This window comes from Cyanobium sp. PCC 7001, assembly GCF_000155635.1.
In the GTDB taxonomy this organism is placed as follows: domain Bacteria; phylum Cyanobacteriota; class Cyanobacteriia; order PCC-6307; family Cyanobiaceae; genus NIES-981.
On sequence record NZ_DS990556.1, the window covers coordinates 2,201,458 to 2,223,275 of the forward strand.

At 70.9% G+C, this 21,818-nt stretch carries 21 protein-coding genes; 11 read left to right on the top strand and 10 right to left on the bottom strand.

Annotation, left to right across the window (positions count from 1 at the left end):
• The first annotated feature begins 76 nt into the window (after positions 1-76).
• Complete coding sequence (locus CPCC7001_RS10795; RefSeq protein ID WP_006910227.1) at positions 77-265, top strand: hypothetical protein; 189 nt, start codon at positions 77-79, stop codon at positions 263-265.
• Positions 266-267: 2 nt separating this feature from the next.
• Here the strand turns inward: CPCC7001_RS10795 and CPCC7001_RS10800 are convergent, their stop codons facing one another.
• Positions 268-753, bottom strand: coding sequence for a DUF2062 domain-containing protein (locus CPCC7001_RS10800; RefSeq protein WP_050757116.1), 486 nt, complete (start codon positions 751-753; stop codon positions 268-270).
• 8 nt (positions 754-761) lie between these two features.
• On the opposite strand from CPCC7001_RS10800, the gene mnmE reads away from it, so the two are divergent.
• From mnmE to grrM, 5 genes are all read left to right on the top strand, one after another.
• Positions 762-2,132: a tRNA uridine-5-carboxymethylaminomethyl(34) synthesis GTPase MnmE gene (gene mnmE, locus CPCC7001_RS10805; protein ID WP_006910948.1), complete on the top strand. Its 1,371-nt coding sequence runs from the start codon at positions 762-764 to the stop codon at positions 2,130-2,132.
• A gap of 65 nt (positions 2,133-2,197) precedes the next feature.
• On the top strand, positions 2,198-3,061 hold the full coding sequence (nadC, locus tag CPCC7001_RS10810) for a carboxylating nicotinate-nucleotide diphosphorylase (protein WP_006909302.1): 864 nt from the start codon (positions 2,198-2,200) through the stop codon (positions 3,059-3,061).
• Between the two features lie 134 nt (positions 3,062-3,195).
• On the top strand, positions 3,196-4,155 hold the full coding sequence (gene grrP / locus CPCC7001_RS10815; protein ID WP_225867231.1) for an extracellular substrate binding-like orphan protein GrrP: 960 nt from the start codon (positions 3,196-3,198) through the stop codon (positions 4,153-4,155).
• A gap of 34 nt (positions 4,156-4,189) precedes the next feature.
• Positions 4,190-4,702, top strand: a complete 513-nt coding sequence (gene grrA, locus CPCC7001_RS14115) for a GrrA/OscA1 family cyclophane-containing rSAM-modified RiPP (RefSeq protein ID WP_006911324.1) — start codon at positions 4,190-4,192, stop codon at positions 4,700-4,702.
• A complete protein-coding gene (gene grrM, locus CPCC7001_RS10825; RefSeq protein WP_006909977.1) occupies positions 4,702-5,871 on the top strand; it encodes a cyclophane-forming radical SAM/SPASM peptide maturase GrrM/OscB in 1,170 nt (389 codons plus the stop codon). Before grrA ends, grrM begins: the two co-directional genes overlap by 1 nt.
• A gap of 49 nt (positions 5,872-5,920) precedes the next feature.
• On the opposite strand, the gene stpA is transcribed toward grrM, so the two are convergent.
• On the bottom strand, positions 5,921-7,132 hold the full coding sequence (gene stpA, locus CPCC7001_RS10830) for a glucosylglycerol 3-phosphatase (RefSeq protein ID WP_006911553.1): 1,212 nt from the start codon (positions 7,130-7,132) through the stop codon (positions 5,921-5,923).
• 183 nt (positions 7,133-7,315) lie between these two features.
• Between stpA and CPCC7001_RS10835 the strand changes: the two genes are divergently transcribed.
• Together CPCC7001_RS10835 and CPCC7001_RS10840 are read left to right on the top strand one after the other, a co-directional pair.
• Positions 7,316-8,899, top strand: a complete 1,584-nt coding sequence (locus tag CPCC7001_RS10835) for a glycerol kinase GlpK (protein WP_006911343.1) — start codon at positions 7,316-7,318, stop codon at positions 8,897-8,899.
• Positions 8,900-10,498: a glycerol-3-phosphate dehydrogenase/oxidase gene (locus CPCC7001_RS10840; protein ID WP_043368976.1), complete on the top strand. Its 1,599-nt coding sequence runs from the start codon at positions 8,900-8,902 to the stop codon at positions 10,496-10,498.
• On the opposite strand, the gene CPCC7001_RS10845 is transcribed toward CPCC7001_RS10840, so the two are convergent.
• From CPCC7001_RS10845 to ggpS, 6 genes are all read right to left on the bottom strand, one after another.
• Complete coding sequence (locus CPCC7001_RS10845; RefSeq protein WP_006910366.1) at positions 10,405-12,105, bottom strand: alpha-amylase family protein; 1,701 nt, start codon at positions 12,103-12,105, stop codon at positions 10,405-10,407. The two genes, CPCC7001_RS10840 and CPCC7001_RS10845, sit on opposite strands and share 94 nt — an antisense overlap.
• Positions 12,106-12,176: 71 nt before the next feature.
• Positions 12,177-13,208 carry an ABC transporter ATP-binding protein gene (locus tag CPCC7001_RS10850; protein WP_006910359.1) on the bottom strand — a complete coding sequence of 344 codons (1,032 nt, stop codon included), beginning with the start codon at positions 13,206-13,208 and terminating at the stop codon, positions 12,177-12,179.
• Positions 13,205-14,044, bottom strand: a complete 840-nt coding sequence (locus CPCC7001_RS10855; RefSeq protein ID WP_006909825.1) for a carbohydrate ABC transporter permease — start codon at positions 14,042-14,044, stop codon at positions 13,205-13,207. Before CPCC7001_RS10855 ends, CPCC7001_RS10850 begins: the two co-directional genes overlap by 4 nt.
• Positions 14,041-14,913, bottom strand: coding sequence for a carbohydrate ABC transporter permease (locus tag CPCC7001_RS10860; protein ID WP_006911387.1), 873 nt, complete (start codon positions 14,911-14,913; stop codon positions 14,041-14,043). Before CPCC7001_RS10860 ends, CPCC7001_RS10855 begins: the two co-directional genes overlap by 4 nt.
• Positions 14,910-16,262, bottom strand: a complete 1,353-nt coding sequence (locus CPCC7001_RS10865) for an ABC transporter substrate-binding protein (protein WP_006910828.1) — start codon at positions 16,260-16,262, stop codon at positions 14,910-14,912. The genes CPCC7001_RS10860 and CPCC7001_RS10865 overlap by 4 nt, the downstream gene beginning before the upstream one ends.
• On the bottom strand, positions 16,259-17,788 hold the full coding sequence (ggpS, locus tag CPCC7001_RS10870; RefSeq protein ID WP_006909071.1) for a glucosylglycerol-phosphate synthase: 1,530 nt from the start codon (positions 17,786-17,788) through the stop codon (positions 16,259-16,261). Before ggpS ends, CPCC7001_RS10865 begins: the two co-directional genes overlap by 4 nt.
• Positions 17,789-18,476: 688 nt before the next feature.
• On the opposite strand from ggpS, the gene CPCC7001_RS10875 reads away from it, so the two are divergent.
• Positions 18,477-18,725 (top strand): FeoA family protein, encoded by a 249-nt coding sequence (locus CPCC7001_RS10875; RefSeq protein ID WP_225867232.1) that lies wholly within the window; start codon positions 18,477-18,479, stop codon positions 18,723-18,725.
• A gap of 43 nt (positions 18,726-18,768) precedes the next feature.
• On the opposite strand, the gene feoB is transcribed toward CPCC7001_RS10875, so the two are convergent.
• Positions 18,769-20,571: a ferrous iron transport protein B gene (gene feoB / locus CPCC7001_RS10880; protein ID WP_006909496.1), complete on the bottom strand. Its 1,803-nt coding sequence runs from the start codon at positions 20,569-20,571 to the stop codon at positions 18,769-18,771.
• Positions 20,572-20,787: 216 nt separating this feature from the next.
• Here feoB and CPCC7001_RS15230 point away from each other — a divergent pair, with 216 nt between their 5' ends.
• Positions 20,788-20,958 carry a hypothetical protein gene (locus CPCC7001_RS15230; protein WP_156796757.1) on the top strand — a complete coding sequence of 57 codons (171 nt, stop codon included), beginning with the start codon at positions 20,788-20,790 and terminating at the stop codon, positions 20,956-20,958.
• Positions 20,955-21,077 (top strand): hypothetical protein, encoded by a 123-nt coding sequence (locus tag CPCC7001_RS15920; protein ID WP_255347435.1) that lies wholly within the window; start codon positions 20,955-20,957, stop codon positions 21,075-21,077. The genes CPCC7001_RS15230 and CPCC7001_RS15920 overlap by 4 nt, the downstream gene beginning before the upstream one ends.
• Here the strand turns inward: CPCC7001_RS15920 and CPCC7001_RS10885 are convergent.
• Entirely contained in the window at positions 21,031-21,783 is a 753-nt protein-coding gene (locus CPCC7001_RS10885; protein ID WP_043368979.1) for a class I SAM-dependent methyltransferase, read from the bottom strand. The genes CPCC7001_RS15920 and CPCC7001_RS10885 overlap by 47 nt on opposite strands.
• Between the last annotated feature and the right edge of the window lie 35 nt (positions 21,784-21,818).

Here is a 21,818-nt window from a genome sequence, read left to right on the forward strand (position 1 = left end):
AGACCAATCCACTTCCTGGATCCGGCCTGGGGCCGCCATCCCCTTCGTCCTACTCCGCTCCATCGCGTCGCATGCCATGACCTCCGAACAGGCCGCCCAGCTGATCGACCACACGCTCGATCTGGTGCACCAACGCCTGCAGGACCTCCAGGCCCAGTGCCTCAGCCAGGAACACAGCGCCCTGGCCGCGGAGTTCCGCGAATGGCGCCATCCAACCGGTGGGCACATCGACCTGATGGTGTTTCCCGGACTGGCCAACTCCTGAGTTCAGTCCTGCTCCGGCTGGCCGGCAGTGCCGTGCACCAGCCAGCGCCAGTACAGCCAGCCAAGGCCGGCACCGGCCGTCAGGCCCACCAGCAGCGATCCGAGCAGGATTCGGCTGGTGAACGACCAGCCCAGCTGCCACACCGCCTCGCTGCGCAGGGTGTCGAGCCCGGGCCAGCCCAGCCCGGGGCCCAGCACCATCGAGCCCAGTTTGAAGTTGAGCCAGTAGAGGGGCAGGTACGTGAAGGGATTGCTGATCCAGGTGCCGGCCGCCGCCAGCAGGTGATTGCCCCGCACCACGCTGGCCAGGGCCACGCCCAGCAGGGTCTGCAGACCGAAGAAGGGAAAGCAGCCGCAGAACACCCCGGCCGCCAGCCCCCGGGCCCGCTGGCCGGGGTTGCCCTCCTGGTGCCAGAGCCACTGGATGGCCCGCCGGAGGGACCGCAGCACGGGGGTGTGCGGTCGAAACTGGAACGGACGCAGCGCCATGGGGTGGGGTGAGAGGCGAGCTGGAGCTGGACAGCAACGACACCATCGCCGCCGTGGCCACGGCGGTAGCGCCGGGTCAGGGGAGTGTGGCGATCGTAAGAATTTCCGGGCCCCGGGCTGAGGCCATCGGCGCCCGGCTGTTCCGGGCCCCGGGCCAGCAGGTGTGGGACAGCCACCGCGTGCTGTACGGCCATGTGGTGGACCCGGCCACCGAGGAGCCCGTGGACGAGGCCCTGCTGCTGCTGATGCGGGCACCGCGCAGCTTCACCCGAGAAACGGTGGTGGAGCTCCATGGCCATGGCGGCCTGGTGGCGGTGCAGCGGGTGCTGGAGCTGGTGCTGGCCGCCGGGGCCCGGCGGGCCCTGCCGGGGGAGTTCAGCCAGCGGGCGTTTCTCCATGGCCGGCTCGACCTCACCCGGGCCGAGGCCATCAGTGAACTGGTGACGGCCCGCAGCCGCCGCGCCGCCCAGCTGGCCATGGCGGGGCTCGATGGCGGCCTGCAGCGTCGCATCGGCGCCCTGCGCGAGCGCCTGCTGGACCAGCTGGCCGAGCTGGAGGCCCGGGTGGATTTCGAGGAGGATCTGCCGCCCCTCGATGGCGAGGCTGTGGTGGCGGCCCTCACGGCGGTGCGCCGGGAGCTGGAGCAGCTGGTGGCCGAGGCCCGCCAGGGGGCGTTGCTGCGTGAGGGCCTGCGGGTGGCGATCGTGGGCCGCCCCAACGTGGGCAAGAGCAGCCTGCTCAACCGGCTCAGCCGCCGGGAGCGGGCGATCGTGACCGACCTGCCCGGCACCACCCGCGATCTGCTGGAGAGCGAACTGGTGCTCGACGGCGTGCCGCTCACCCTGCTCGACACCGCCGGCATCCGTCCCACCGATGACGCCGTGGAGCAGCTCGGCATCGCCCGCAGCCGCGAGGCTCTGGCCGCTGCCGACGCGGTGGTGCTGGTGTTCGATCTGACGGCGGGGTGGACGCCGGCCGACGCCGAACTGCGGGCCCTGGTGCCCGACGGGGTGCCCCTGCTGCTGGTGGGCAACAAGGCGGATCTGGACCCGGGGCCTGCGGCGGCGCAGGCGGATGTGGCGATCAGTGCCCTCACCGGCGCCGGCAGCGACGCCCTGGTGGAGCAGCTGCTGCAGCGCTGCGGTGCCGCCGAGGTGCAGGGGGTGCAGGTGGCCCTCAACGACCGCCAGCGCGACCTGGCAGCACGGGCTGCCGTCGCCCTGACCGGCAGCCTCGAGGCGGCAGCCCAGCAGCTCCCCTGGGACTTCTGGACCATCGACCTGCGCGGGGCCGTGCGCTGCCTCGGGGAGATCACCGGCGAAGAGGTGAGCGAGGCGGTGCTGGATCGGGTGTTCGCCCGCTTCTGCATCGGCAAGTGATTGGGGAGGCCGGCCGGATGGGCTCTCCTGCTGCGATCGTGCTCTGAGTCCGGCCCTGCTCTGCCATGCCGTCGCTGTTCCCCCTGCAGCTGGAGCCGATGCTGCGTGCCTGGCTGGCGGAGGATCTGGGCCGCGGCGATCTCACCCTGCCGGCCCTGGCCGGCGCCCATGGTCGGGCCCGCTGGATCACCCGCCAGGCGGGCGTGTTCTGCGGCGGCGTGGTGGTGGAGCCCCTGTTCCGCCTGCTGGATCCCGCCGTGCAGGTGCGGCTGTTGGTGGCCGATGGCGAGGCGGTTCAGCCGGACCAGCGGCTGCTGGAACTGGAGGGCCCCGCGCCGGCCCTGGTGGCGGGGGAGCGCACCGCCCTCAACCTGGCCATGCGCCTCAGCGGCATCGCCACCGCCACGGCAGCTCTGGTGGCGGAGCTGGAGGGCACGGGGGTGAAGCTGGCCGACACCCGCAAGACCACCCCGGGGCTGCGCAGCCTGGAGAAGTACGCCGTGCGCTGCGGTGGTGGGCTCAACCACCGGATGGGGCTTGATGATGCGGCCATGCTCAAGGAGAACCACCTGGCCTGGGCCGGTGGTGTGGCGGCAGCGGTGGCCGCCGTGCGCGCCGAGGCCCCCTGGCCGGCCCGGGTGATCGTGGAGGCCGAAACCGTTGCCGAGGCGGAGGCGGCGGTGCGCGCCGGGGCCGATGCGGTGCTGCTGGATGGCTTCGCACCGGAAGCCCTCACGGCGTTGGTGCCGGAGCTGCGGCAACGGGCCCTGCAGCGCGGCCAGGCCGTGGTGCTGGAGGCCTCGGGGGTGCAGCCGCAGCAGCTCAGGCTCTACGCCCGCACCGGCATCGACCTGATCTCCACGAGCGCGCCTGTCACCCGCAGCTCCTGGCTGGATCTGAGCATGCGCTTCGATCCGGGCTGGGTCTGAGCAGGGTCTGCTCCGGGTCTGAGCCGGCCGCCTGGGACGTGACCCAATGAAGAATCCCCCCATGCGGGCGTGGCCCAGGTGGTGGGGAGCGTTCGCCGTTGCCAGAGTTCTCCCATCATCCGCTGACTGTCGTGGTGCCGTTGTTCCCCGGACCGTGGCCAGAGCGCCTGCGCGCGGCTGTCGGGATTGGGCTGGGGCTGGCCCTCACGGCTGCCGCCGGCTGCCCGGCCTGGGCCGGCGGTGTGGTGGAGCGGGTGGCCCGCAGCGGTGAGCTCGTGCTGGTGGGGCCCTCCGGCGTTCCGCCCCTGCTCAGCCGCGAGGGCCAGGGGCCGCCGCAGGGCTATGGGGTGCTGGTGGCCGAGCGCATCGCCGCTGCCCTGGCCAAGGCGGTGGGGCGTCCCGTGGCGCTGCGCTTCGAGGCGGAGCCCGATCTGGCGGCCACCGGGGCCCGGGTGGTGGCAGGCACGGCCGACCTGGCCTGTGGGGTCCCCTTCAGCTGGGAAGCGGACATGACGGTGGATTTCTCCCTGCCGATCGGCGTGTCGGGCCTGAAGCTGCTGGCGCCGGCCGGGCGTCTTGACGGCAACCCGGCGGGCCTGGCCCGTCGGCGCCTTGCTGTGGTGCGGGGCTCGCTGGCGGCAAGCGAATTGCGAGGCTTCCAGCCCCAGGCCGTTGCCGTGCCGGTCAACACCCTGCGGGAGGGCCTCGATGCTCTCCAGACCAACGCGGTGGAGGGGGTGATCGGTGACGCCACCCTGTTGGCGGCCCTGGCCAGCGGCGCTGAGTCCGCCGATCTTCGCCTGGTGCCGGAGGTGCCCTACGAGAGCTACGCCGTGGCCTGCCTGCTGCCGGAGAACGACTCGGCCTTCCGCAACCTGGTGGATCTGGCCATCGCCCGGCTGCTGCAGGGCTACGTGGATGGCCGGCCGGAGGACGTGGCGGCCGTGGACCGCTGGATCGGCCCGGGCAGTGCCGCCGACCTTCCCCAGGCCCTGATCCGCGACCAGTTCCAGGCCCTGCTGATGGGCCGCGAGGCGATCCGCCCGCTGCCGCCGGCCGCCCGGACGGCAGCCCCCGCCAGCTCTGACGACTGACGTTCCCCGGCGCCGCCGATCCCCACCACCCCCCATGGCCTTCTTCACCCGTTCCCGCCTCTTCGGCCTGCTGCTGCTGGCCTCGATGCCGCTGGACTGCGCCGCTGCCCTGGCCACCTCGGCGGCGCAGCAGCTGGGCACCGACCGCTCGCCCGGCCTCGACCGACCCGCCAGCATCGAGGAGCGGCTGCGCCGCATCGCGGCGGAGGTGCGCCTGCGTGATGGCGAGCCGGTGGCGGGAGCTGAGGCCGGCGGCGCTGACGTTGGGGACGACGGCGGGGAAGACGGTCGGCTTGCCTATGTGTTCGTGAATGCCCCCTCCGTGGGCTGGGGCAACGGCGGCTTTCGCAATGGCGGCTTCTACAACGGCGGCTTCCGCAATGGCGGTTTCTACAACGGTGGTTTTCGCAACGGGGGCTTCTACAACGGCGGCTTCCGCAACGGCGGCGGCTTCCGCAACGGTGGCTTCCGCAATGGTGGGTTCCGCAACGGTGGCGGCTGGCGCAACGGGGGCTTCCGCAACGGTGGCTTTCGCAATTTCCGCTGATGGATCCGCCGGTCTCGGGATTCGGGCCGGTGCGGCTGCTCGTGCTGCAGCCCACCCCCTTCTGCAACCTCGACTGCGACTACTGCTACCTGCCGGACCGGGGTGATCGCACCCGCCTGAGCTTCGAGCTGCTGGAGGCCGCCCTGGAGCGGGTGCTGGAGAGTCCCTTCTTCGATGGGGGCTTCACCCTGCTCTGGCATGCGGGCGAGCCGCTCACCCTGCCGATCGGCTTTTACGACGAGGCCAGCAGGCGGATTCAGGCCGTTCTGGAGCGCCACGGGCTGCCGCCCTCCACGGTGGTGCAGTCGCTGCAGACCAATGCCACCGTGATCAACCAGGCCTGGTGTGAGTGCTTCGCCCGCAACGACATTCACGTGGGGGTGAGCCTGGACGGGCCCGCCTTCCTGCACGATGCCCACCGGGTGACCCGCACCGGCCTGCCCACCCATGCGGCGGCGATGCGGGGCGTGAACTGGCTGCAGCGCTGCGCCATCCCCTTCGAGGTGATCAGCGTGCTCACGGCCGATGGGCTGGACCACGCCGACGCCATTGCCGATTTCTTCCTGGAGCACGGCATCGCCGACGTGGGCTTCAACATGGAGGAAACCGAGGGTGCCAACGCCCACTCGAGCCTCGAGGCCGGCGCCGCCGAGCGCCCGGCCCTGGAGGGGCGCTACCGCCGCTTCATGGAGCGGATCTGGCAGCGCAGCCGCGAGCACCCCGATGCCCTGCGCATCCGCGAGTTCGACGGGATCACCAGCCTGGCCTGCAGCGATGGGCGCCTCGATCACACCGACATGAACAGCCCCTTCGTGATCGTGAACGTGGATGCCCGCGGCAACGTGTCCACCTTCGATCCCGAGCTGCTGTCGGTGCGGACCGAGCGCTTCGGCGATTTCGCCTTCGGCCATGTGCAGCGCGACCGGCTGGTGGACCTGGCCGCCAGCGACAAGTTCCGGCAGGTGCACCGGGAGATCCGTGCGGGCGTGGAGCGCTGCCGGGCCAGCTGCGACTACTTCGGCCTGTGCGGCGGCGGTGCCGGCAGCAACAAGTACTGGGAGCACGGCCGTTTCGATGCCACCAGCACCGAGCACTGCCGCTACCGCATCCAGCTGGTGGCGGATGTGGTGCTGGCCGGCATGGAGCGGGAACTGGGGATCGCCGGCTGAACCCTCGCGCCAGCGCCTCGGCTCCCAGCTCAGGAGCCTTCAGGACCTTTCAGGACCTGCGTTCCGCCAGCTCCTGAAAAAGCCGCACGTACTGCTGCGGCCCGCCGGGAAGGCTGGCGTCGATGCGCAGTGGATCCTCCGGGTCGGTGAGACCGGCCAAGGTGCCATCGCCATGGGAGGGCCGGTCCACCGCGCCGCCGCTGCTGTCCACCAGCACCACCCGGTTGGCGGTGCCGAACACCTCCCCCAGCTCCTGGAGCAGGGTCAGGAAGCCCCGGTCGCTGCCGCCCCGCAGCCACCCCTCGCCGCCCGGAGCCGGCATCGAGGTGATCGTGTCCCCCACCCCCACCAGGCGCGGCATCAGCGCCGGCGGGATCGCCGATCGGGCCAGCTCCAGCAGGCTGGGGTGGTCATGGGGGGCGGTGCGCACGTTGAAGTCGGCGCCGAGCGGAGCGCTGCCCGTGCGACGCGCGATGGCCTGGTTGATCAGCACCAGCAGGCCCACCTCCTTGAGGGCGCCGCGCAGCATCAGCTGGAAGTCGGTGGTGCCGGTGGCGCCGGCACTGGCCGGCTTGAGCTGCTCGCTGCCCCCGCGGCTGCCGAGGTTCGGGGCCAGGTGCAGGAAGAACGCCTCGCCCAGCCCAGCCCCGGCAGCCTGCTCCAGCAGGTGCCCCATCAGCTCCAGCGCCAGCTGCTGCAGGTCCTGCTGGCGGCCCACATCACCCTCCACGGCGGCGAACAGGCCGTTGAGGTTGAGGCTGGGGGAGAGGGGGTTGTCGAGCACGGCCGCCTCCACCTGGGCGGCCCGCTCCTGGGCGTCGAGCTGGGGCAGCAGGGCCGGCAGGCGCTCCAGCAGGGCGCCGCGCAGCTGATCCACAGCGGCGGCGAGGAAGGCGATCTCCCCGGTGCTCACTCCCGGGTGGCTCACCCGGGCGAAGCGGTCCTGCAGCTGCACCCCGCCTGCCGCCAGCCCGGGCAGATAGAGCCCTTCGGCGGCTGGATCGGTCTGACCCGCCAGGGCCGCCTCCACCACCCGGTTCACGCCGCGGCTGCCCTCGTGCTCCCCGTTGGTGAGCACGGCGAACTGCCCCTCCAGTCGGCGGGAGGCCCTCAGGTAGGCGGGATCCAGTCGCCGGTGGCGCGGGTCGTGCACCAGCTCCATGCACACCCCGTCGAGGTCCTGCACGATCAGCAGCTCTCCCGGGCGGGCCAGGTCCTCCAGCAGGGCATCGGGGCTCAGGGCATCGGAGGAGAGGGGCATGGGATCAGACGATGGCGGTCAGGGCCGGCGGGCGTTGTCGACGAGCGTTGCTGGAGGGCATGGCCCTGGGGCCCAGGCTGCAGCATCGGCCCCAGACCGAAGGGCTATCAATTTCTTTCCTTTCTCTCGACCAGGGCCGGCAATCGGCTCTTGTGTGCTACCAAACTCGAAAGAAACGACTGCATGGGTTCAGCGCTTTTCCTCAGCATCGACCAGGGCACAACCAGTTCCCGCGCCGCCCTCTATGACACCTCCGGCCGCCAGGTGGCCTGCTGCGGGGCCCCCCTGGAGTGCCACTACCCCGCCGATGGCTGGGTGGAGCAGGACCCCGAAGCGATCTGGCAGAGCCAGCTCGAGGCCCTGCGCCTGCTCGATCGCGCGATCAGCGAGGAGCAGCGCCGGGCGGTGGCGGCCTGCGGCATCGCCAACCAGCGCGAAACCACGGTGCTGTGGAGCGACGGCAGCGGCGAGCCCCTGGCGCCGGCGATCGTCTGGCAGGACGGCCGCACCGCGGCCCTCTGCGCCGAATGGAAGCAGCAGGGACTGGAGGCCACCCTGCGGCAGCGCACTGGCCTGCTGGTGGACCCGTACTTCAGCGCCAGCAAGATCGTGTGGTCGCTGCGGGAACGGCCGGCGGTGGCGGCGGCGGCCGCTGCCGGGGAGCTGCGCTTCGGCACCGTGGACAGCTGGCTGCTGTGGCGGCTCTGCGGCCGCCATGCCACCGACTGCAGCAACGCCAGCCGCACGCTGCTGATGGATCTGGAGCGGCTGGAGTGGGCCGGTGACCTCGCCGCCGCCCTGGGCATCCCCGAGCAGGCCCTGCCGGAGCTGCTGCCGAGCCGGGCGGCCTTCGGCACCATTGCGCCAGACCTGCCCTTCGCCGGCGTGCCGATCACGGCGATGCTGGGCGACCAGCAGGCCGCCACCCTGGGCCAGAGCTGCCTGGCCGTGGGCGAGGGCAAGTGCACCTATGGCACCGGCGCCTTCCTGGTGATCAACACCGGCGCCACGATCCAGCGCTCCTCCGCCGGCCTGCTCAGCACGGTGGGCTGGACCGATGCGGCGGGCAAGCCCACCTACTGCCTCGAGGGCAGCCTGTTCAATGCCGGCACGGCGATCCAGTGGCTGCGCGACGGTCTGCGCCTGATCGAGCGCTCCGACCAGGTGAATGGCCTGGCGGCGCAGTGCAGCAGCAGCGGCGGCGTGATGCTGGTGCCCGCCTTCACCGGCTGGGGTACGCCCCACTGGGACCCCTACGCCCGCGGGCTGTTGATCGGCCTCACCCGGGACACCGGTCCGGCCCAGATCGCCCGAGCCACCCTCGAAGGAATCGCCCTGGCGGTGGCCACCCTGGTGGAACTCGCCGAGCAGGCTCTGGGGGCTCCCCTGCAGGAGCTCGCCGCCGACGGGGGCGCCGCGGCCGCCGATCTGCTGCTGCAGGCCCAGGCGGACTCCACGGGGGTGCCGGTGCGCCGCCGCGCCGACCTGGAGAGCACCAGCCGCGGTGTGGCCCTGCTGGCGGGGGTGCAGGCCGGCCTGCTGTCAGGTCTGGAGGCCTGGAGCGCCCTGGCCGAGGAGCCCGGCACCCGGCGTTTCGAGCCCAGCCTGGAACCGCACCAGCGCGACGCCTGGCGCCGGCGCTGGCATGGAGCCGTAGAGCGCAGCCTGCACTGGCAGGCCACCACCACGCCAACCAGCACCACGCCAACCACGCCAACAACCAGCACCACGACAACCAACACGACCACCCTCACCGGAGCTGCCTGAATGACCGTGGATCTGCTCGTGATCGGCGGTGGCGCCACCGGCGCCACCGTGGCGCTCGAGGCCGTGCGCCGGGGGCTCTCCGTGACCCTGGTGGAGGCGGGCGACATCGCCCTCGGCACCAGCAGCCGCAGCACCAAGTTGCTGCACGGCGGCGTGCGCTACCTGGAACTCGCCTTCAAGCGGCTCGACTGGCGCCAGCTGCAGCTGGTGCGGGAGGCCCTGGGGGAACGGGGCTTCTGGCTGGAGGCGGTGCCGTTTCTGGCCCACCGCCTGGAACTGCTGCTGCCCACGGCCGGGTTTCTGCAGCAGGCCTACTACGGCGTGGGCCTGAGCCTCTACGACCTGCTGGCCGGCCGTCGCGGCATCGGGGCCAGCCGCTGGCTGGGCCGGGAGGCGGTGCGGCAGCAGCTGCCCGAGCTGGCGCCCGGCTTCAGCGGCGTGGCCTACAGCGACGGCCAGTTCGACGATGCCCGGCTGAATCTGCTGATCGCCCGCACGGCCCAGGCCCTGGGCGTGACCGTGCACACCCGCACCCGGGTGGTGGAGCTGCTGCGCCAGGGTGATCGCCTCGCCGGTGCCGTGGTGGAGGACGCCGCCAGCGGAGAGCGCCGGGACCTGCCGGCGCGGGTGGTGCTCAATGCCACCGGCATCGGCGCCGACGCCATCCGCCGCCTGGCGGATCCCGACCAGCCGCCGCGGCTGCAGGCCAGCCGGGGCATGCACGTGGTGCTCAAGGCCAACCTCTGCCCCGGCGGCACGGGCCTGCTCATTCCCTCCACCGCGGACGGGCGGGTGCTGTTCATGCTGCCCTTCTTCGGCCGCACCCTGGTGGGCACCACCGACACGCCCTGCCCGCTGGAGGAGGCCAACCAACCGAGTGCGGAGGAAGAGGCCTACCTGCTCAGCTACGTGCGCCGCTGGTTTCCCCAGCACGGCGAACCGGAGGTGGCGAGCCGCTGGGCCGGGGCCCGGCCGCTGCTGCGACCCGCCGCTGCCGCCACCGGCGACACGGCCACCGTGGTGCGGGAGCACGAGGTGGAGACCCTCCCCTCGGGCCTGATCAGCGTCATGGGGGGCAAGTGGACCACCTGCCGACCCATGGCCCTCGATGGCCTCGAGGCCGTAGCCGCCCAGCTGGGTCGCCCCCTGGGTGAGGCGGCGGAGCAAGCCCCGATCCTGGGGGCCGCCGCCACACCCGAGGCCACCCGCAGGGAGCTGGAGGCCCTGGAGCAGCGTCTCCTCGAGCAGCATTCCCAGCCGCTGGTGCGGCATCTGCTGGCGAGCCACGGGCTGCAGGCGGACGCGGTGCTGGCCTGCGCCGCCACGCCTCAGGAGTGTGAGCCCCTCAGTGCCGTGATCCCGCTCACCGCCGCCGAAGTGCGCCACGCGGCCCGCCATGAATGGGCCCGCAGCCCCGAGGATGTGCTGGCCCGTCGCTGCCGGCTCAGCTTCGTGGACACGGCCGAGGCCGACCGCCTCACGCCTGTGGTGCAGGAGCTGCTGGATCAGGAGCTGTCTACCGCCCCGGAACCGGCGCCGGACCGGGCGGCAGTGGAGTCGGCCTCCGGTTCGCCCACGAGCCACCAGAAGAACCCGTAGGCGGGCAGGTAGATGTACCAGGCATCGCTGGCGGCTGGAAACTCGCAGCCCCAGAACACCTCCCGCACGCGGCTGCCGCGCCAGCGGTCGAGGTCGAGCTGGGTGGAGGCCCCGGCCGCCGAGAGGTTGGCGGCCACCACCATGGTCATGTCCGCCGCGCGGCGGGCATAGCAGAGCACGCTCGGGTGACCGCTCTCCAGCAGGTGGAAGTCACCCGAGCGCAGGGCCGGCAGCTGCTGCCGGCTGGTGAGCATGCGGTGGTGCCAGTTGAGCAGGGAGCCGGGGAGCTGCTGCTGCACCGCCACGTTCACCACCCGGTAGTCGTAGCCGGGGGCGGTGATCGGTGGCAGCACCAGCAGGGGATCGGGCGCGGTGGAGAAGCCGCCGTTGCGCTCCGGGGTCCAGGCCATCGGCGTGCGGTTGACGTCCCGGTCCCGCAGGCCGGGCCAGTCGCCCATGCCCAGTTCGTCGCCGTAGTAGAGGCAGGGGATGCCGGGCAGGCTGTAGATCAGGGCATGCAGCAGGTTGTTGGGGCGCGGATCGCCGCTCAGCAGGGGCGCGAGCCGGCGGTTGATGCCCCAGTTCAACCAGTGCCCCTCGGCGTTGGGAAAGCCGGTGCGCACCGCCTCGATCACGGTCTCGTCCACCAGATGGCCGTCCCCCAGCCAGAGCTCGTCGTGGTTGCGCAGCGGCAGGGCCCAGCGGCAGCCCGGCACGGTGGCCTGGGCTTCGCACAGGCACTGGCGCAGCGCGTCACACTGGCCCCGCGCCACCGCGGCGAACAGGTGGGCCGTGAGCCCGAACTCGAAGGCCGCGTGCAGTTCTCCCTCCGCCAGGTAGGGCGCCGACTCCTGCACGGGCTGGATGGCCTCCGCCAGCAGCAGCACGTCGCGGCCGCAGGCCTCAACCCGCCCCCGCAGCCGCTGCAGGAAGGCGTGGGTCTCGGGCAGGCCCTCGCAGCGGCTGCCCTCCTCCTCGAACAGGAAGGGCACGGCATCGAGGCGGAAGCCGTCCACCCCCTGGGCCAGCCAGAAGTCCACCACCGCCAGCATCTCCTCCTGAACGGCGGGATTGGCGTAGTTGAGGTCGGGCTGGTGGCGCAGAAAGCGGTGCAGGTAGTACTGCCCGGCCACGGAATCCCACTCCCAGTTCGAGCGCTCGAAGTGGCGGAACAGCACCGGTGCCTCGGCGTAGCTGCGGTCGTCGTCGCGCCAGACGTAGAAGTCCCGCTCGGGGCTGCCCTTGCTGGACCAACGGGCTCGCTGGAACCAGGGGTGCAGCACGCTGGTGTGGTTGAGCACCAGATCGAGCACCACGCGGATGCCCCGGCCGTGGGCCTCCTCCAGCAGGTGCGTCAGGTCGTCGAGGCTGCCGAGGTCCGGGTGGATCGCCGTGAAGTCGGTGATGTCGTAGCCGCCGTCCTTCAGCGGAGAGGGGTAGATCGGCGTCAGCCAGATGGCGTCCACCCCCAACCAGTCCAGATAGGGGAGTTTTGCGGCGATACCGGCCAGATCGCCGATGCCGTCCCCGTCGGCGTCGGCGAAGCTGCGGGGCATCACCTGGTAGATCACGCAGCCTTCCCACCAACGCACCTGGGGATCGGGCATCGGGCAACACCGCCACGGCTCTCTGCTTTGGGTCTAGGCGGCCCCGCCCGGGGGCGCCAGCGCCTTCTGGGTCAGCAGCGCTCTCCCGTGGCCTGGTGGAAGCGGTGTTCGTGCCGGGGCTCCCAGCCGAGTCGCAGCCCTTCGCCGATCTCCTGACTGCCGTCGGTGGTCCAGCGCAGTTCGCCGTGGCGGCTGGCCAGGGTGAGCTGCTGGCTGGCCCCGTGCCACTCGCGGCTGCGCACCTGCACCGGCAGTCCGCCCTCCGCCACCGGCTGGAGATGCTCCGGCCGGATGCCGAGCACGGTGCCGTCGTCCATCGGCAGCAGGTTGATCTGGGGACGGCCGATGAAGCTGGCCACCACGACGTTCGCGGGCCGGCCGTAGAGCTCCTGGGGGGTGCCGCACTGCTGCAGCCGTCCGTCCTGCAGCACGGCGATGCGATCGGCGATGCCCATGGCCTCCTGCTGGTCGTGGGTCACGTACACCACCGGGGCCTGTCCGCCGCAGAGGATGGCGCGCAGCTGGGGCCGCAGCTCCTCCCGCAGCTGGGCATCGAGGTTGCTCATCGGTTCGTCCAGCAGGAACACCCGCGGCTCCCGCAGCAGGGCCCGTGCCAGGGCCACCCGCTGGCGCTGGCCGCCGGAGAGATCGGCCGGCCGGCGATCGCTGAAGTCCTCCAGCTGCAGCATCCCCAGCACCCGTGCCATGGCTTCCTCCCGCCGCGGCCGCGGCACCCCCCGCAGCTCCATGCCCAGGGAGAGGTTGCGCGCCACGCTGAGGTGGGGGTAAAGCGCGTAGCTCTGGAACACCATCCCCACCTGACGGCGGCCGGCCGGCACCTGGGTCATGTCACGGCCGTCGAAGAGGATCCGCCCGCCATCGGGCCGGTCGAGCCCGGCGATCAGGCGCAGGATCGTGCTCTTGCCGCAGCCGCTCGGCCCCAGCAGGGCGAGGCATTCACCCGCGGCCACCGACAGGTCGATTCCCGCCAGGATCACCTTGCCGTCCAGGCGCCGCTCCAGCCTGTCCAGGCGCAGGGCGGCGGAGGCGCCCGCGCTGGGGGCTGTGCTGGAACTCACGGGGCTGAAGCCGGTGCTGCTCATCCTTTGATCGCTCCCTGGGTCAGGCCGGCCACGATCTGGCGCTGGAACAGCAGCAGCAGGGCCAGCAGCGGCACGCTGCCGAGCACGGTGGCGGCGGCGAAGGCGCCGTAGGGCACGGTAAACACGGAAGACCCGGCGATCCGGGCCATGGCCGGCGCCAGGGTGAGCAGGTCACTGCGGCTCAGCCAGGTGAGGGCGATCGGGAACTCGTTCCAGCTGAACAGGAACACCAGCAGGCCCGTGCTCACCACCGAGGGCCCCATCAGCGGCAGCAGGATCCAGCGCAGCCGCTGCGGCAGGCGGAAGCCCTCCAGCACGGCGTTCTCCTCCAGTTCCACCGGCAGTTCGGCGAAGGCCGCCTGCAGCAGGAGCAGGGCCAGGGGCAGGGAGAGGCCGGCGTAGGGCAGGCACAGGGCCAGCAGGTTGTTGGCCAGGCCGAACTGCCGGGCCACCTCCAGCAGTGCCAGGAACAGCAGCACGTAGGGGAACACGGCCGCTGCCAGCAGGCCGCCGCCGATCAGCAGCCGCAGCAGCCCCTGGCGGCGGCTGAGGGCATAGGCGCAGGGAATGGCGAGCGCCAGGGTGAGCAGGGTGCTGAGGGCCCCCACCACCGTGCTGTTGAGCAGGTAGCGCCAGAAGGGGGGATCGCCGCTGAGCACGGCGCCGTAGTTAGCCAGGGTCCAGCCGCGGCCGAGGCCGCCGGCGCCGGCCAGCAGCGCTTCCGGCGTGCGCAGGGAGGTGTAGAGCTGCCAGAGCATGGGTCCGAGGCTCCAGAGCAGCAGCAGCGCCACCAGGGCACTGCGGCCGATCGACCCGCTGGATCGGGAAGGGGTCATGACGGCGAGCTCCCGGGTCGGCGCTGGCTGAGACAAAAGAGGGGGCGGGCACCGGCCAGCAGCAGCCCGAACATGCCGAGCATCACGGTGGCGCTGTAGCCGAAATCGAGGAAGCGCATGGCATTGAGGTAGGCGTAGAGCGCCAGGCTTTCGGTGCTGCTGGCCGGGCCGCCGCCGGTGAGCACCACCACCAGATCGAACACCCCCAGCGCCTGGGCCAGGCGGAACAGGAGCACGATGAAGATGTAGGGCTGCAGCAGCGGCAGGGTGATGCGGCGCAAGGCCTGCCAGGCCGAGCCGCCCTCCAGGGCGAAGGCCTCGTAGAGGTCGGCAGGGATCATCTGCAGGCCGGCCAGCAGCAGCAGGGCCACGAACGGGGTGGTCTTCCACACATCGGCGAACACCACCGCCAGCCAGGCCAGCTGGGGGGAGGCGAGAAACGGCACGGTGGGCAGGCCGAGCAGCTGCAGCAGGCCGTTGATCGGGCCGTTGGGGTCGTTGAAGATCCAGCGCCAGCCCAGGGCCATCACCGTGGTGGGCAGGGCCCAGGGCAGCAGGGTGAGGCTGCGCACCACGCCCCGGCCCCGCCAGCGCTGGTGCAGCAGCAGGGCGATGCCCAGGCCCAGCACCAGTTCCAGCCCCACCGACACGGCCGCGAACCGCACGGTCTGGAGGGCGTCCTGCCAGAAGCGGCCATCCCCCAGCAGCCGCTCCCAGTTGGCGAGCCCCACCGGCACGGGCTCCAGACCCGTGAACACCGACTGGGCCTGCAGGCTCAGGCCGGCGTAGTCGAGGATCGGCCAGAGGAACACTGCCAGCAGCAGCAGCAGGGCCGGGGCCATCAGCGCCAGACTCACCACCGGATTCATGGCGTCACCTCCTTGCCGTCCGCACTCTGCTGGCCGCTGGCAGGCTGTTGGCCGCTGGCTTCGAGCAGCAACCGGCTGGAGCGGCCTGCACGGGCCATGGCCCGTGCAGGAGGCGTGTCGCCGGTGATCACGCCGCTGAGCTGGCGTTGCACGATGTCGCTGAGCTGGGCGTAGCCGGGGTTGATCGGCCGCAGCACGGCGTCGTCCAGGGCGGCGCGCAGCACCGGCAGCAGCGGGCGCCGTTCCACCAGCTCCGGGTCGTCGAACAGGGCGTCGAGAGTGGGGGTGTAGCCCCAGCGCTCCACCAGCTGCCGCTGGCTGGCCTCACCGGTGAGGGCCTGCAGCACCTGCACCGCCTCGGCCGGGTGGCGGCTGCCGGCGAGCACCGAGAGCCCCCAGCTGCCCTGGGTGGCGCCGTGGGGCTCGCCCGGCTGGGCCACCATCGTGGTGACACCCACCCGGCCGGCCACACGGCTGCCCGCGCCCTGCAGTTCCTGCCAGGCGTAGGGCCAGTTGCGCAGGAAGGCGGCCTCACCGGCCTCGAAGCTCTGCAGGGCTTCCGGCTCGGCGAAGTTGGCCACGGCCGGTGGGCTGACGCCCGTGTCGATCAGGCTGCGCAGCCAGGCGGCCGCTTCCGTGGCCGCGGCGGAGCCGAGCCCGAAGTCGGGCCCGACGGGGCCCCAGAAACCGCCGAAGCCGTGCAGCACCTCCAGGAAGACGCAGCTGAGCCCCTCGTACTGGCGGCCCTGCCACACGTAGCCCCAGCGCACCTTGCCCTGGCGCTGCAGCGCCAGGGAGGTGTCCACCAGCTCGGCGGGCGTGCGGGGTGGGGCGTCCATCAGGTCAGTGCGCCAGTAGAGCAGGCCCATGTCGGCCACCAGGGGGATGCGCCAGAGCCGGCCGTCGATGCGGTTGCCCTCGCGGGCGCCGGGAGCGAGCGGTGCCAGCGGGTCGGGGCCGAGCCTGTCGTCGAGGGGCAGCAACCAGCCGGCGGCGGCGTATTTGGCCGTCCAGGTCACGTCCATCAGCAGCAGGTCGTAGGGGCTGTCGCCCAGCAGCAGGCTGCTGATCGCCAGATCCGACACCGACTCGGTTTCGAAGGGGCCGCGGGTCACGGCGATGCGCACATCGCTGTGCTCTCGGTTGAAGCGGCTCACCAGCTCTGCGGTGGCGTCGGCGAAGGGGGCGGGCATGAGCACCTGCACCGTCACCGGGCCGCGGGCCCAGACCGCTCCGTCCCGGAGGATGCCGCCCCAGACGAGCGCCAGCACCAGGCCCAGGGCCAGACCGAGGGCCAGCCCCCGTCTGAGCCCGCGGGGCAGTCGTATCCGCCCTGCGCCCCGGATCAAATGGCCCGCAGGGCGCCGAGCTCCTGCTCGGCCCAGTGCTGCACCGTGAATTCCTCCACGGCCTCGGACATCGAGGCCATGCGACGCACCTGTTCGTCCTTGGGCATCGTCAGGGCCTTGAGGATGGCATTGTCCATGCTGTGGTGGGAGTAGGGGTTGGTGACCACCGCGTCCTCCAGTTCCACCGAGGCGCCGGAGAATTCGGAGAGCACCAGCACGCCGTCACGGCCCTGGCGGGCAGCCACGTATTCCTTGGCCACGAGGTTGAGGCCATCGCGCAGCGGCGTGATCCAGCACACGTCCGACTGGGTGAACCAGGCCACCAGCTCGTTGTAGGGCGTGCGGCGGGTGGAGAGCCGCACAGGGGTCCAGTCGATGCGGCCGAAACGGCCATTGATCCGGCCGGTGATCTCCTCCACCGAGCGCTGGATGTCCTCGTAGATGCGCATGCCGCTGGCGGCGGCCACGCAGGCGAGGAACAGCTCCACCTTGCCGTGCCACTTGGGATTGTTCTCCAGCACGCGCTCGTAGGAGAGCAGCATGTCCTCATTGCCCTTGGTGTAGTCCACCCGGGACGCCGAGATGATCAGCTTGCGGCCGGCATGCTGTTCGGCGATCTGGGCCGCCATGGTGCGCACCTCCTCGGAGGCCACGATCTCGCGGATCACGTCGGGCGAGGTGCCCACCGGCGAGGCCTGGATGTGAACGCGGCGGCCGTTGTGCTCCAGCCAGGGCATCACGGTGGGCTGGGCCAGGGCGCTGCCGAAATGGCGGAACTTCTCGGCCACGGGCACCGGATCGCCGCAGCGGGCTCCCCGCAGGTTGATGGCGGTGCGGGAGAAATTGTCGGCGTAGCGGGGGATGTGGAAGCCCACCAGATCGCAGCAGAGCAGGCTGTCGAGGATTTCGTCCCGCCAGGGCAGGATGCTGAACACGTCGTTGGAGGGGAACGGCGTGTGATGGAAGAAGGCGATGCGCACGTCGGGCCGCAGCTCGCGGATCTGGGCCGGCACGAGCCACAGGTTGTAGTCATGCACCCAGATGGTGGCGCCCTGGGCCGCTTCCTCGCAGGCCGCGCGCGCGAACGATTGGTTCACCTCCACGAAGGTGTCCCAGTCGGAGTTGTCCACACTGAACAGCCCCGGGAAGCTGTGCAGGATCGGCCAGAAGGATTCCTTCGAGGTGACGTGATAGAAGCTCGAGATCTGCTCCTTGGTGAGGGGCAGCCGCCGCAGGGTGAAGGGGCTGGCGGAGGGAACGGTGAGGCGCTCGTCCGGGGCGTTGGCCGCATCCGCGTCTTCCCGCCAGGAGATCCAGGTGCCTGAACGTTCCTCCTGGAAGAGATTGCGCAGGGTGGGAATGATGCCGTTCGGACTCTTCTGGTCGACGAACTCGACACTGCCGTCCGCCGCTGTCTTCAGGTCGTACGGCGATCGGTGATACACCAAAACGAAGCTGCTGCTGCCGAAGCCGGAGGTGGTGCTGACGGATTCCTGGGAGGCGAGCATGGTGGTGGGTGGCGTCATGGCTGGAGCGATCGGAGTCAGAGCGGATTCAGGGCTTGGCGCCTGTGCGTGGCATCAGGTCGTGAAAGTCGTGAAAGGGGGTCTCTGGCTCACAGGTGGAGCTGACTAGAGCTGACTTGAGATTGGAACACTGGAGGTGGAGCGAATGCCGGCCGTCACAGGAAGCCCTGAAGGAGTGGGTGGAAGCACCATCAAGACCACGGCTCCCATGGCTTGGCGCAGCAAACCAGGCTGTGAAAGGTGAAGCCCAGGCTGCAATCAGCGCGTGGATGGATTCGCGCGTGGGATGACGTGCGGAGTGGATGTGGGACACGGCCGATGGGACCTGCGCCGTTGTGCTGGTTGTTTTGGGCGTGGTTGCGGCGTCGTCGTAGCGGCGGAGGTCGTTGCGTTTGTGATGCAATGGATGGAAAATTGATGGAATGAATTAATGAATTGCTTTAGTGAATCGTTTGGTTGAATCCTCTGTTGAAGGCGTTCAATTCTTGTGCTTTTTGGGTTCACTAATCAGCCATTGTAGAACATCTGTATCGCTATTGTCAACCTCGATCTGTTGGCTTCGCCGGATTCGGCCGCCCTTGCTGATCGCATTGAGGCGCTCTTCTGCTCCCCTGCATCACACTGAGCGGTGACCTGGATCACAGGCTGGAGACGGCGCCTGGCTGCCGGCCTAGCCTTCGCCCGTGTGGTGGGAGCCTCGCCAGTGCCCCTGAGCTCGGTGAACGAAGGGCAGCGCGTGCGCATCGAATCGTTGCCCCTGCATCCGGCCCTGCAACGGCGGCTGGAGGCCATGGGCATCGCCCCCGGTGTGGAGGTGGAGGTGCTTCGACGCGGACGGCCTGGCGGCATCCTGCATCTTGCCTGCGGCCTGCTGGAGTTCATGCTGCGGCAGGAGCAGGCCCAAGAAATGGACGTGAGCCTGCTGAGCCGCGGCTGAGGAGCGTTCCGGCCTCCCCGCTCCTGCCGCCTGGGGCTCAGGCTCAGTTCCCTGCTGCGATCCAGCTGCCCCCCTGGTACACCAGCAGGGCCATCAGCCAGGCCAGCAGCAGCGACCAGCCCAGCGACAGCAAGGCGAACCTCCGGCTCTTCGATTCCCGCAGCTGGGCGGCCACCGTGCCGAGGCAGGGGGTGTAGAGCAGCACGAAGGTCATGAAGCTGAGGGCCTGCAGGGGGGTGATCGCCGCCTGCACGGTGCTGCCCAGGCCGCTCTCGCTGGTGCCGTAGATCACCGCCATCGCCCCCAGCAGGATCTCCTTGGCGATGAACCCGAAGAACAGGGCGATGGTGAGCTCCGGGCCCATGCCGATCGGCGCCAGCAACGGCTGGAACACACCGCCGATCGCCGCGGCCAGGCTGGAGCCGGTGCTGGCGCCAGGGGGCAGGTGGGTGAGCAGCCAGATGCCTGCCGCGCCCGCCACGATGAACACCCGGGTGGTGGCCAGGAAGTTGAGCATGGAACTCCAGCCGCGGCGGAGCACCGTGCCGAGGCTGGGGGAGCGGTAGGGCGGCAGTTCCAGCACGAAGGCCTCCCGGCTGGGGAAGGCCCGTTGGAACACCAGCCCCGTGATCACGGCGGCCGCGAAGCTGAGCAGGTAGAAGCCAAACAGCACCAGTCCCGGCGCCCACCAGGGCCGCGGGAAGAACACCCCCACCAGGAAGAGGTACACCGTCAGCCGGGCCTGACAGAGCGCGAAGGGAATGCAGAGCATGGCCAGCAGCCGCATGCCCCGGTCGCGGATCACGCGGGTGCCCAGGATCGAGGGCACGTTGCAGCCGAAGCCCATCACCTGCAGCACGAAGGCCCGGCCGTCGAGCCCCAGCCAGTGCATGAAGCCATCCATCAGGAAGGCGGCCCGCGGCAGATAGCCCGAGTCTTCGATCACGCCGATCAGCACGTAGAACACGAAGATCAGCGGCAGGAAGCTGGTCACCGTGCCCACCCCGAGCCACACCCCGTCGATCAGCAGTCCCCGCAGGAAATCCGGCGCGCCGAGCGCCGCCAGAGCGGGCTCCAGCACCAGGGTCTGGATGCCGTCGAGCAGGGCCGCCAGCAGCTCCTGCAGCGGGGCGGTCACGGCGTAGAGCAGCTGGAACACCAGCAGCACCAGGGCCAGGAACAGCAGCAGACCCACCAGGGGATGGAGCAGCACCCGGTCGATCCGGCGGCTCCGCCCCAGGCGGGGCCGCTCGGGCAGATGCAGGAAGCCCTGCAGCGCCTCGAGGCTCGTGGCAGTGCCATTCCCCCGCTGGGCTCCCTTGCCGGGCGCTGGGCCCCCCAACTGCTCTGCCGTGGTGTGGATGCTGTGGATGAGGGCATCGATCCCCTGGCGGCGTCTGGCGCTCACCGCCAGCACCGGCAGCCCCAGGGCCGCTGCCAGGCCTGCATGGTCGATGCGAACGCCATGGCGCTGGGCCTCATCGCTCATGTTCAGCGCGGCCACCACCGGCAGCCCGAGCGCCCGCACCTGCAGCAGCAACCGCAGCTGGCTGCGGGCCTGGCTGGCGTTCAGCACCACCAGCACCAGATCCGGCGGGGTGCGCTCCAGCATCCGCGCCACGATCGCCTCATCCTCGCTGCTGCCGCTGAGGTCGTGGATGCCCGGCAGGTCGATCAGTTCGAAGGGGGTGCCCTGGCGATCGGGGGGCAGGGCCCCGCGCAACAGCTCCACCGTGAGGCCGGGCCAGTTGGCCACATGGGCCTGCCCGCCGGTGAGCCGGTTGTAGAGGGTGGATTTTCCGGTGTTGGGCATGCCCACCAGGGCCACCGTGCGCCGGGAGGCCATGGCCTCGTGCCCGCACGCCCCCATCTCAGAGGGGCCGGGCCGTCAGGCCGGATGGGCGGTGGTTGGCCATCGGGGTGGTGGGCAGCTGCTTCACCTCCTAAGCCCGCAGCCCCCGTCGGCCTCGCCGCTGCAGCACCTCCGCGGGTGATCTTTGCTACCAGGGGGGCGGCCGCCAGCCTGGGTCGACCTGAGCCAGCCCCGCCCCTGGGATGATCGATGCTGCTGCGCTTTCAGGCCGGCTTCGAGCGGGCGGATCCCCTCTATCTGCTGATGTTCGCCCTGGCGGAATTCGGACTGGGCTTCGGGTTTCCCCCTTCATCCCGGGCCAGCGGGGTGCCCTGGAGATCGAGCGTCTGTTCGCGGGCATCGAGCACGGCTCCCACGTGAACACCGACCTGCTGGCGGCCGTGGATCCCTGGGATCACCTCGCCGACCCCCTGGCGGAGGTGCGGCGACGCTTCAACGTGCTGCCGCGGGGTCGGGAGCCGGCGTGGCCGCCGGCGTGACCCGCTCCAGCTGCAGGGCGTCGGTGCAGCCGTCGTGGCCCTGGTCGTAGCGGCTGCTCACGAAGCTGCCGCGCCACCCCGGTGGCAGCTCGCCCAGCAGCGCTTCGGCGTAGGGATGGCGCCGCGCCTGCCGCTCGATCGTGTGGGCGGGATAGAGGCGCACCGCCTGGCGACTCACCCGGCAGAGTTCGGCCAGGGCCCGGCGGTGCCAGGCCAGATCGAACCCCTCCCCGCTGGAGAGGCCGCCGTGGCGCAGCGGGGCATAGGCGAAGAGCAGATGGCCGCTGAGCACCAGATCGAAGCTCTGATCGGCGAAGGGCAGCTCCGGCAGGGAGGCGATGCGGAACTGCCCAGGATGGCGGCGGCGATCCTCCAGGAAGGTCTGCAACGCCAGCAGGTGTTCCTGGCGGCAGGCCTCCAGATCGAAATCGGGCCGCAGCGTGGGGCTGCGGCGCATGCCCTCCAGGGCGTGGTCCAGATCCGCCAGGGCCCGTCGTTCGAGCTCCTGCTCCGGCAGGGCATAGAGCGGATCCACCGCCACCACCTCCCCCACCAGCCCCCGCAACCGCGCCGAGAGCGAGCCGGGCCCGCCGGGGCAGTCGAGCACCCGTGCCGAGCGCCAGCGCTGCAGTTCACCCTCCAGGTTGAACATCGGCAGGGCCTGATCCCCCAGGCGCCCGTAGAACACCACTGAGGCGAGTTCCATGACGGGCTGCGGCAACGCTCCATCCTCGCCGGGGG

Coding starts and splice junctions, on each gene's coding strand:
- CPCC7001_RS10795 (WP_006910227.1), top strand. CDS start 77: ATGACCTCCGAACAGGCCGCCCAGCTGATCGACCACACGCTCGATCTG.
- CPCC7001_RS10800 (WP_050757116.1), bottom strand. CDS start 753: ATGGCGCTGCGTCCGTTCCAGTTTCGACCGCACACCCCCGTGCTGCGG.
- nadC (WP_006909302.1), top strand. CDS start 2,198: ATGCCGTCGCTGTTCCCCCTGCAGCTGGAGCCGATGCTGCGTGCCTGG.
- grrA (WP_006911324.1), top strand. CDS start 4,190: ATGGCCTTCTTCACCCGTTCCCGCCTCTTCGGCCTGCTGCTGCTGGCC.
- grrM (WP_006909977.1), top strand. CDS start 4,702: ATGGATCCGCCGGTCTCGGGATTCGGGCCGGTGCGGCTGCTCGTGCTG.
- stpA (WP_006911553.1), bottom strand. CDS start 7,132: ATGCCCCTCTCCTCCGATGCCCTGAGCCCCGATGCCCTGCTGGAGGAC.
- CPCC7001_RS10835 (WP_006911343.1), top strand. CDS start 7,316: ATGGGTTCAGCGCTTTTCCTCAGCATCGACCAGGGCACAACCAGTTCC.
- CPCC7001_RS10840 (WP_043368976.1), top strand. CDS start 8,900: ATGACCGTGGATCTGCTCGTGATCGGCGGTGGCGCCACCGGCGCCACC.
- CPCC7001_RS10845 (WP_006910366.1), bottom strand. CDS start 12,105: ATGCCCGATCCCCAGGTGCGTTGGTGGGAAGGCTGCGTGATCTACCAG.
- CPCC7001_RS10850 (WP_006910359.1), bottom strand. CDS start 13,208: ATGAGCAGCACCGGCTTCAGCCCCGTGAGTTCCAGCACAGCCCCCAGC.
- CPCC7001_RS10855 (WP_006909825.1), bottom strand. CDS start 14,044: ATGACCCCTTCCCGATCCAGCGGGTCGATCGGCCGCAGTGCCCTGGTG.
- CPCC7001_RS10860 (WP_006911387.1), bottom strand. CDS start 14,913: ATGAATCCGGTGGTGAGTCTGGCGCTGATGGCCCCGGCCCTGCTGCTG.
- ggpS (WP_006909071.1), bottom strand. CDS start 17,788: ATGACGCCACCCACCACCATGCTCGCCTCCCAGGAATCCGTCAGCACC.
- feoB (WP_006909496.1), bottom strand. CDS start 20,571: ATGGCCTCCCGGCGCACGGTGGCCCTGGTGGGCATGCCCAACACCGGA.
- CPCC7001_RS15230 (WP_156796757.1), top strand. CDS start 20,788: ATGCTGCTGCGCTTTCAGGCCGGCTTCGAGCGGGCGGATCCCCTCTAT.
- CPCC7001_RS10885 (WP_043368979.1), bottom strand. CDS start 21,783: ATGGAACTCGCCTCAGTGGTGTTCTACGGGCGCCTGGGGGATCAGGCC.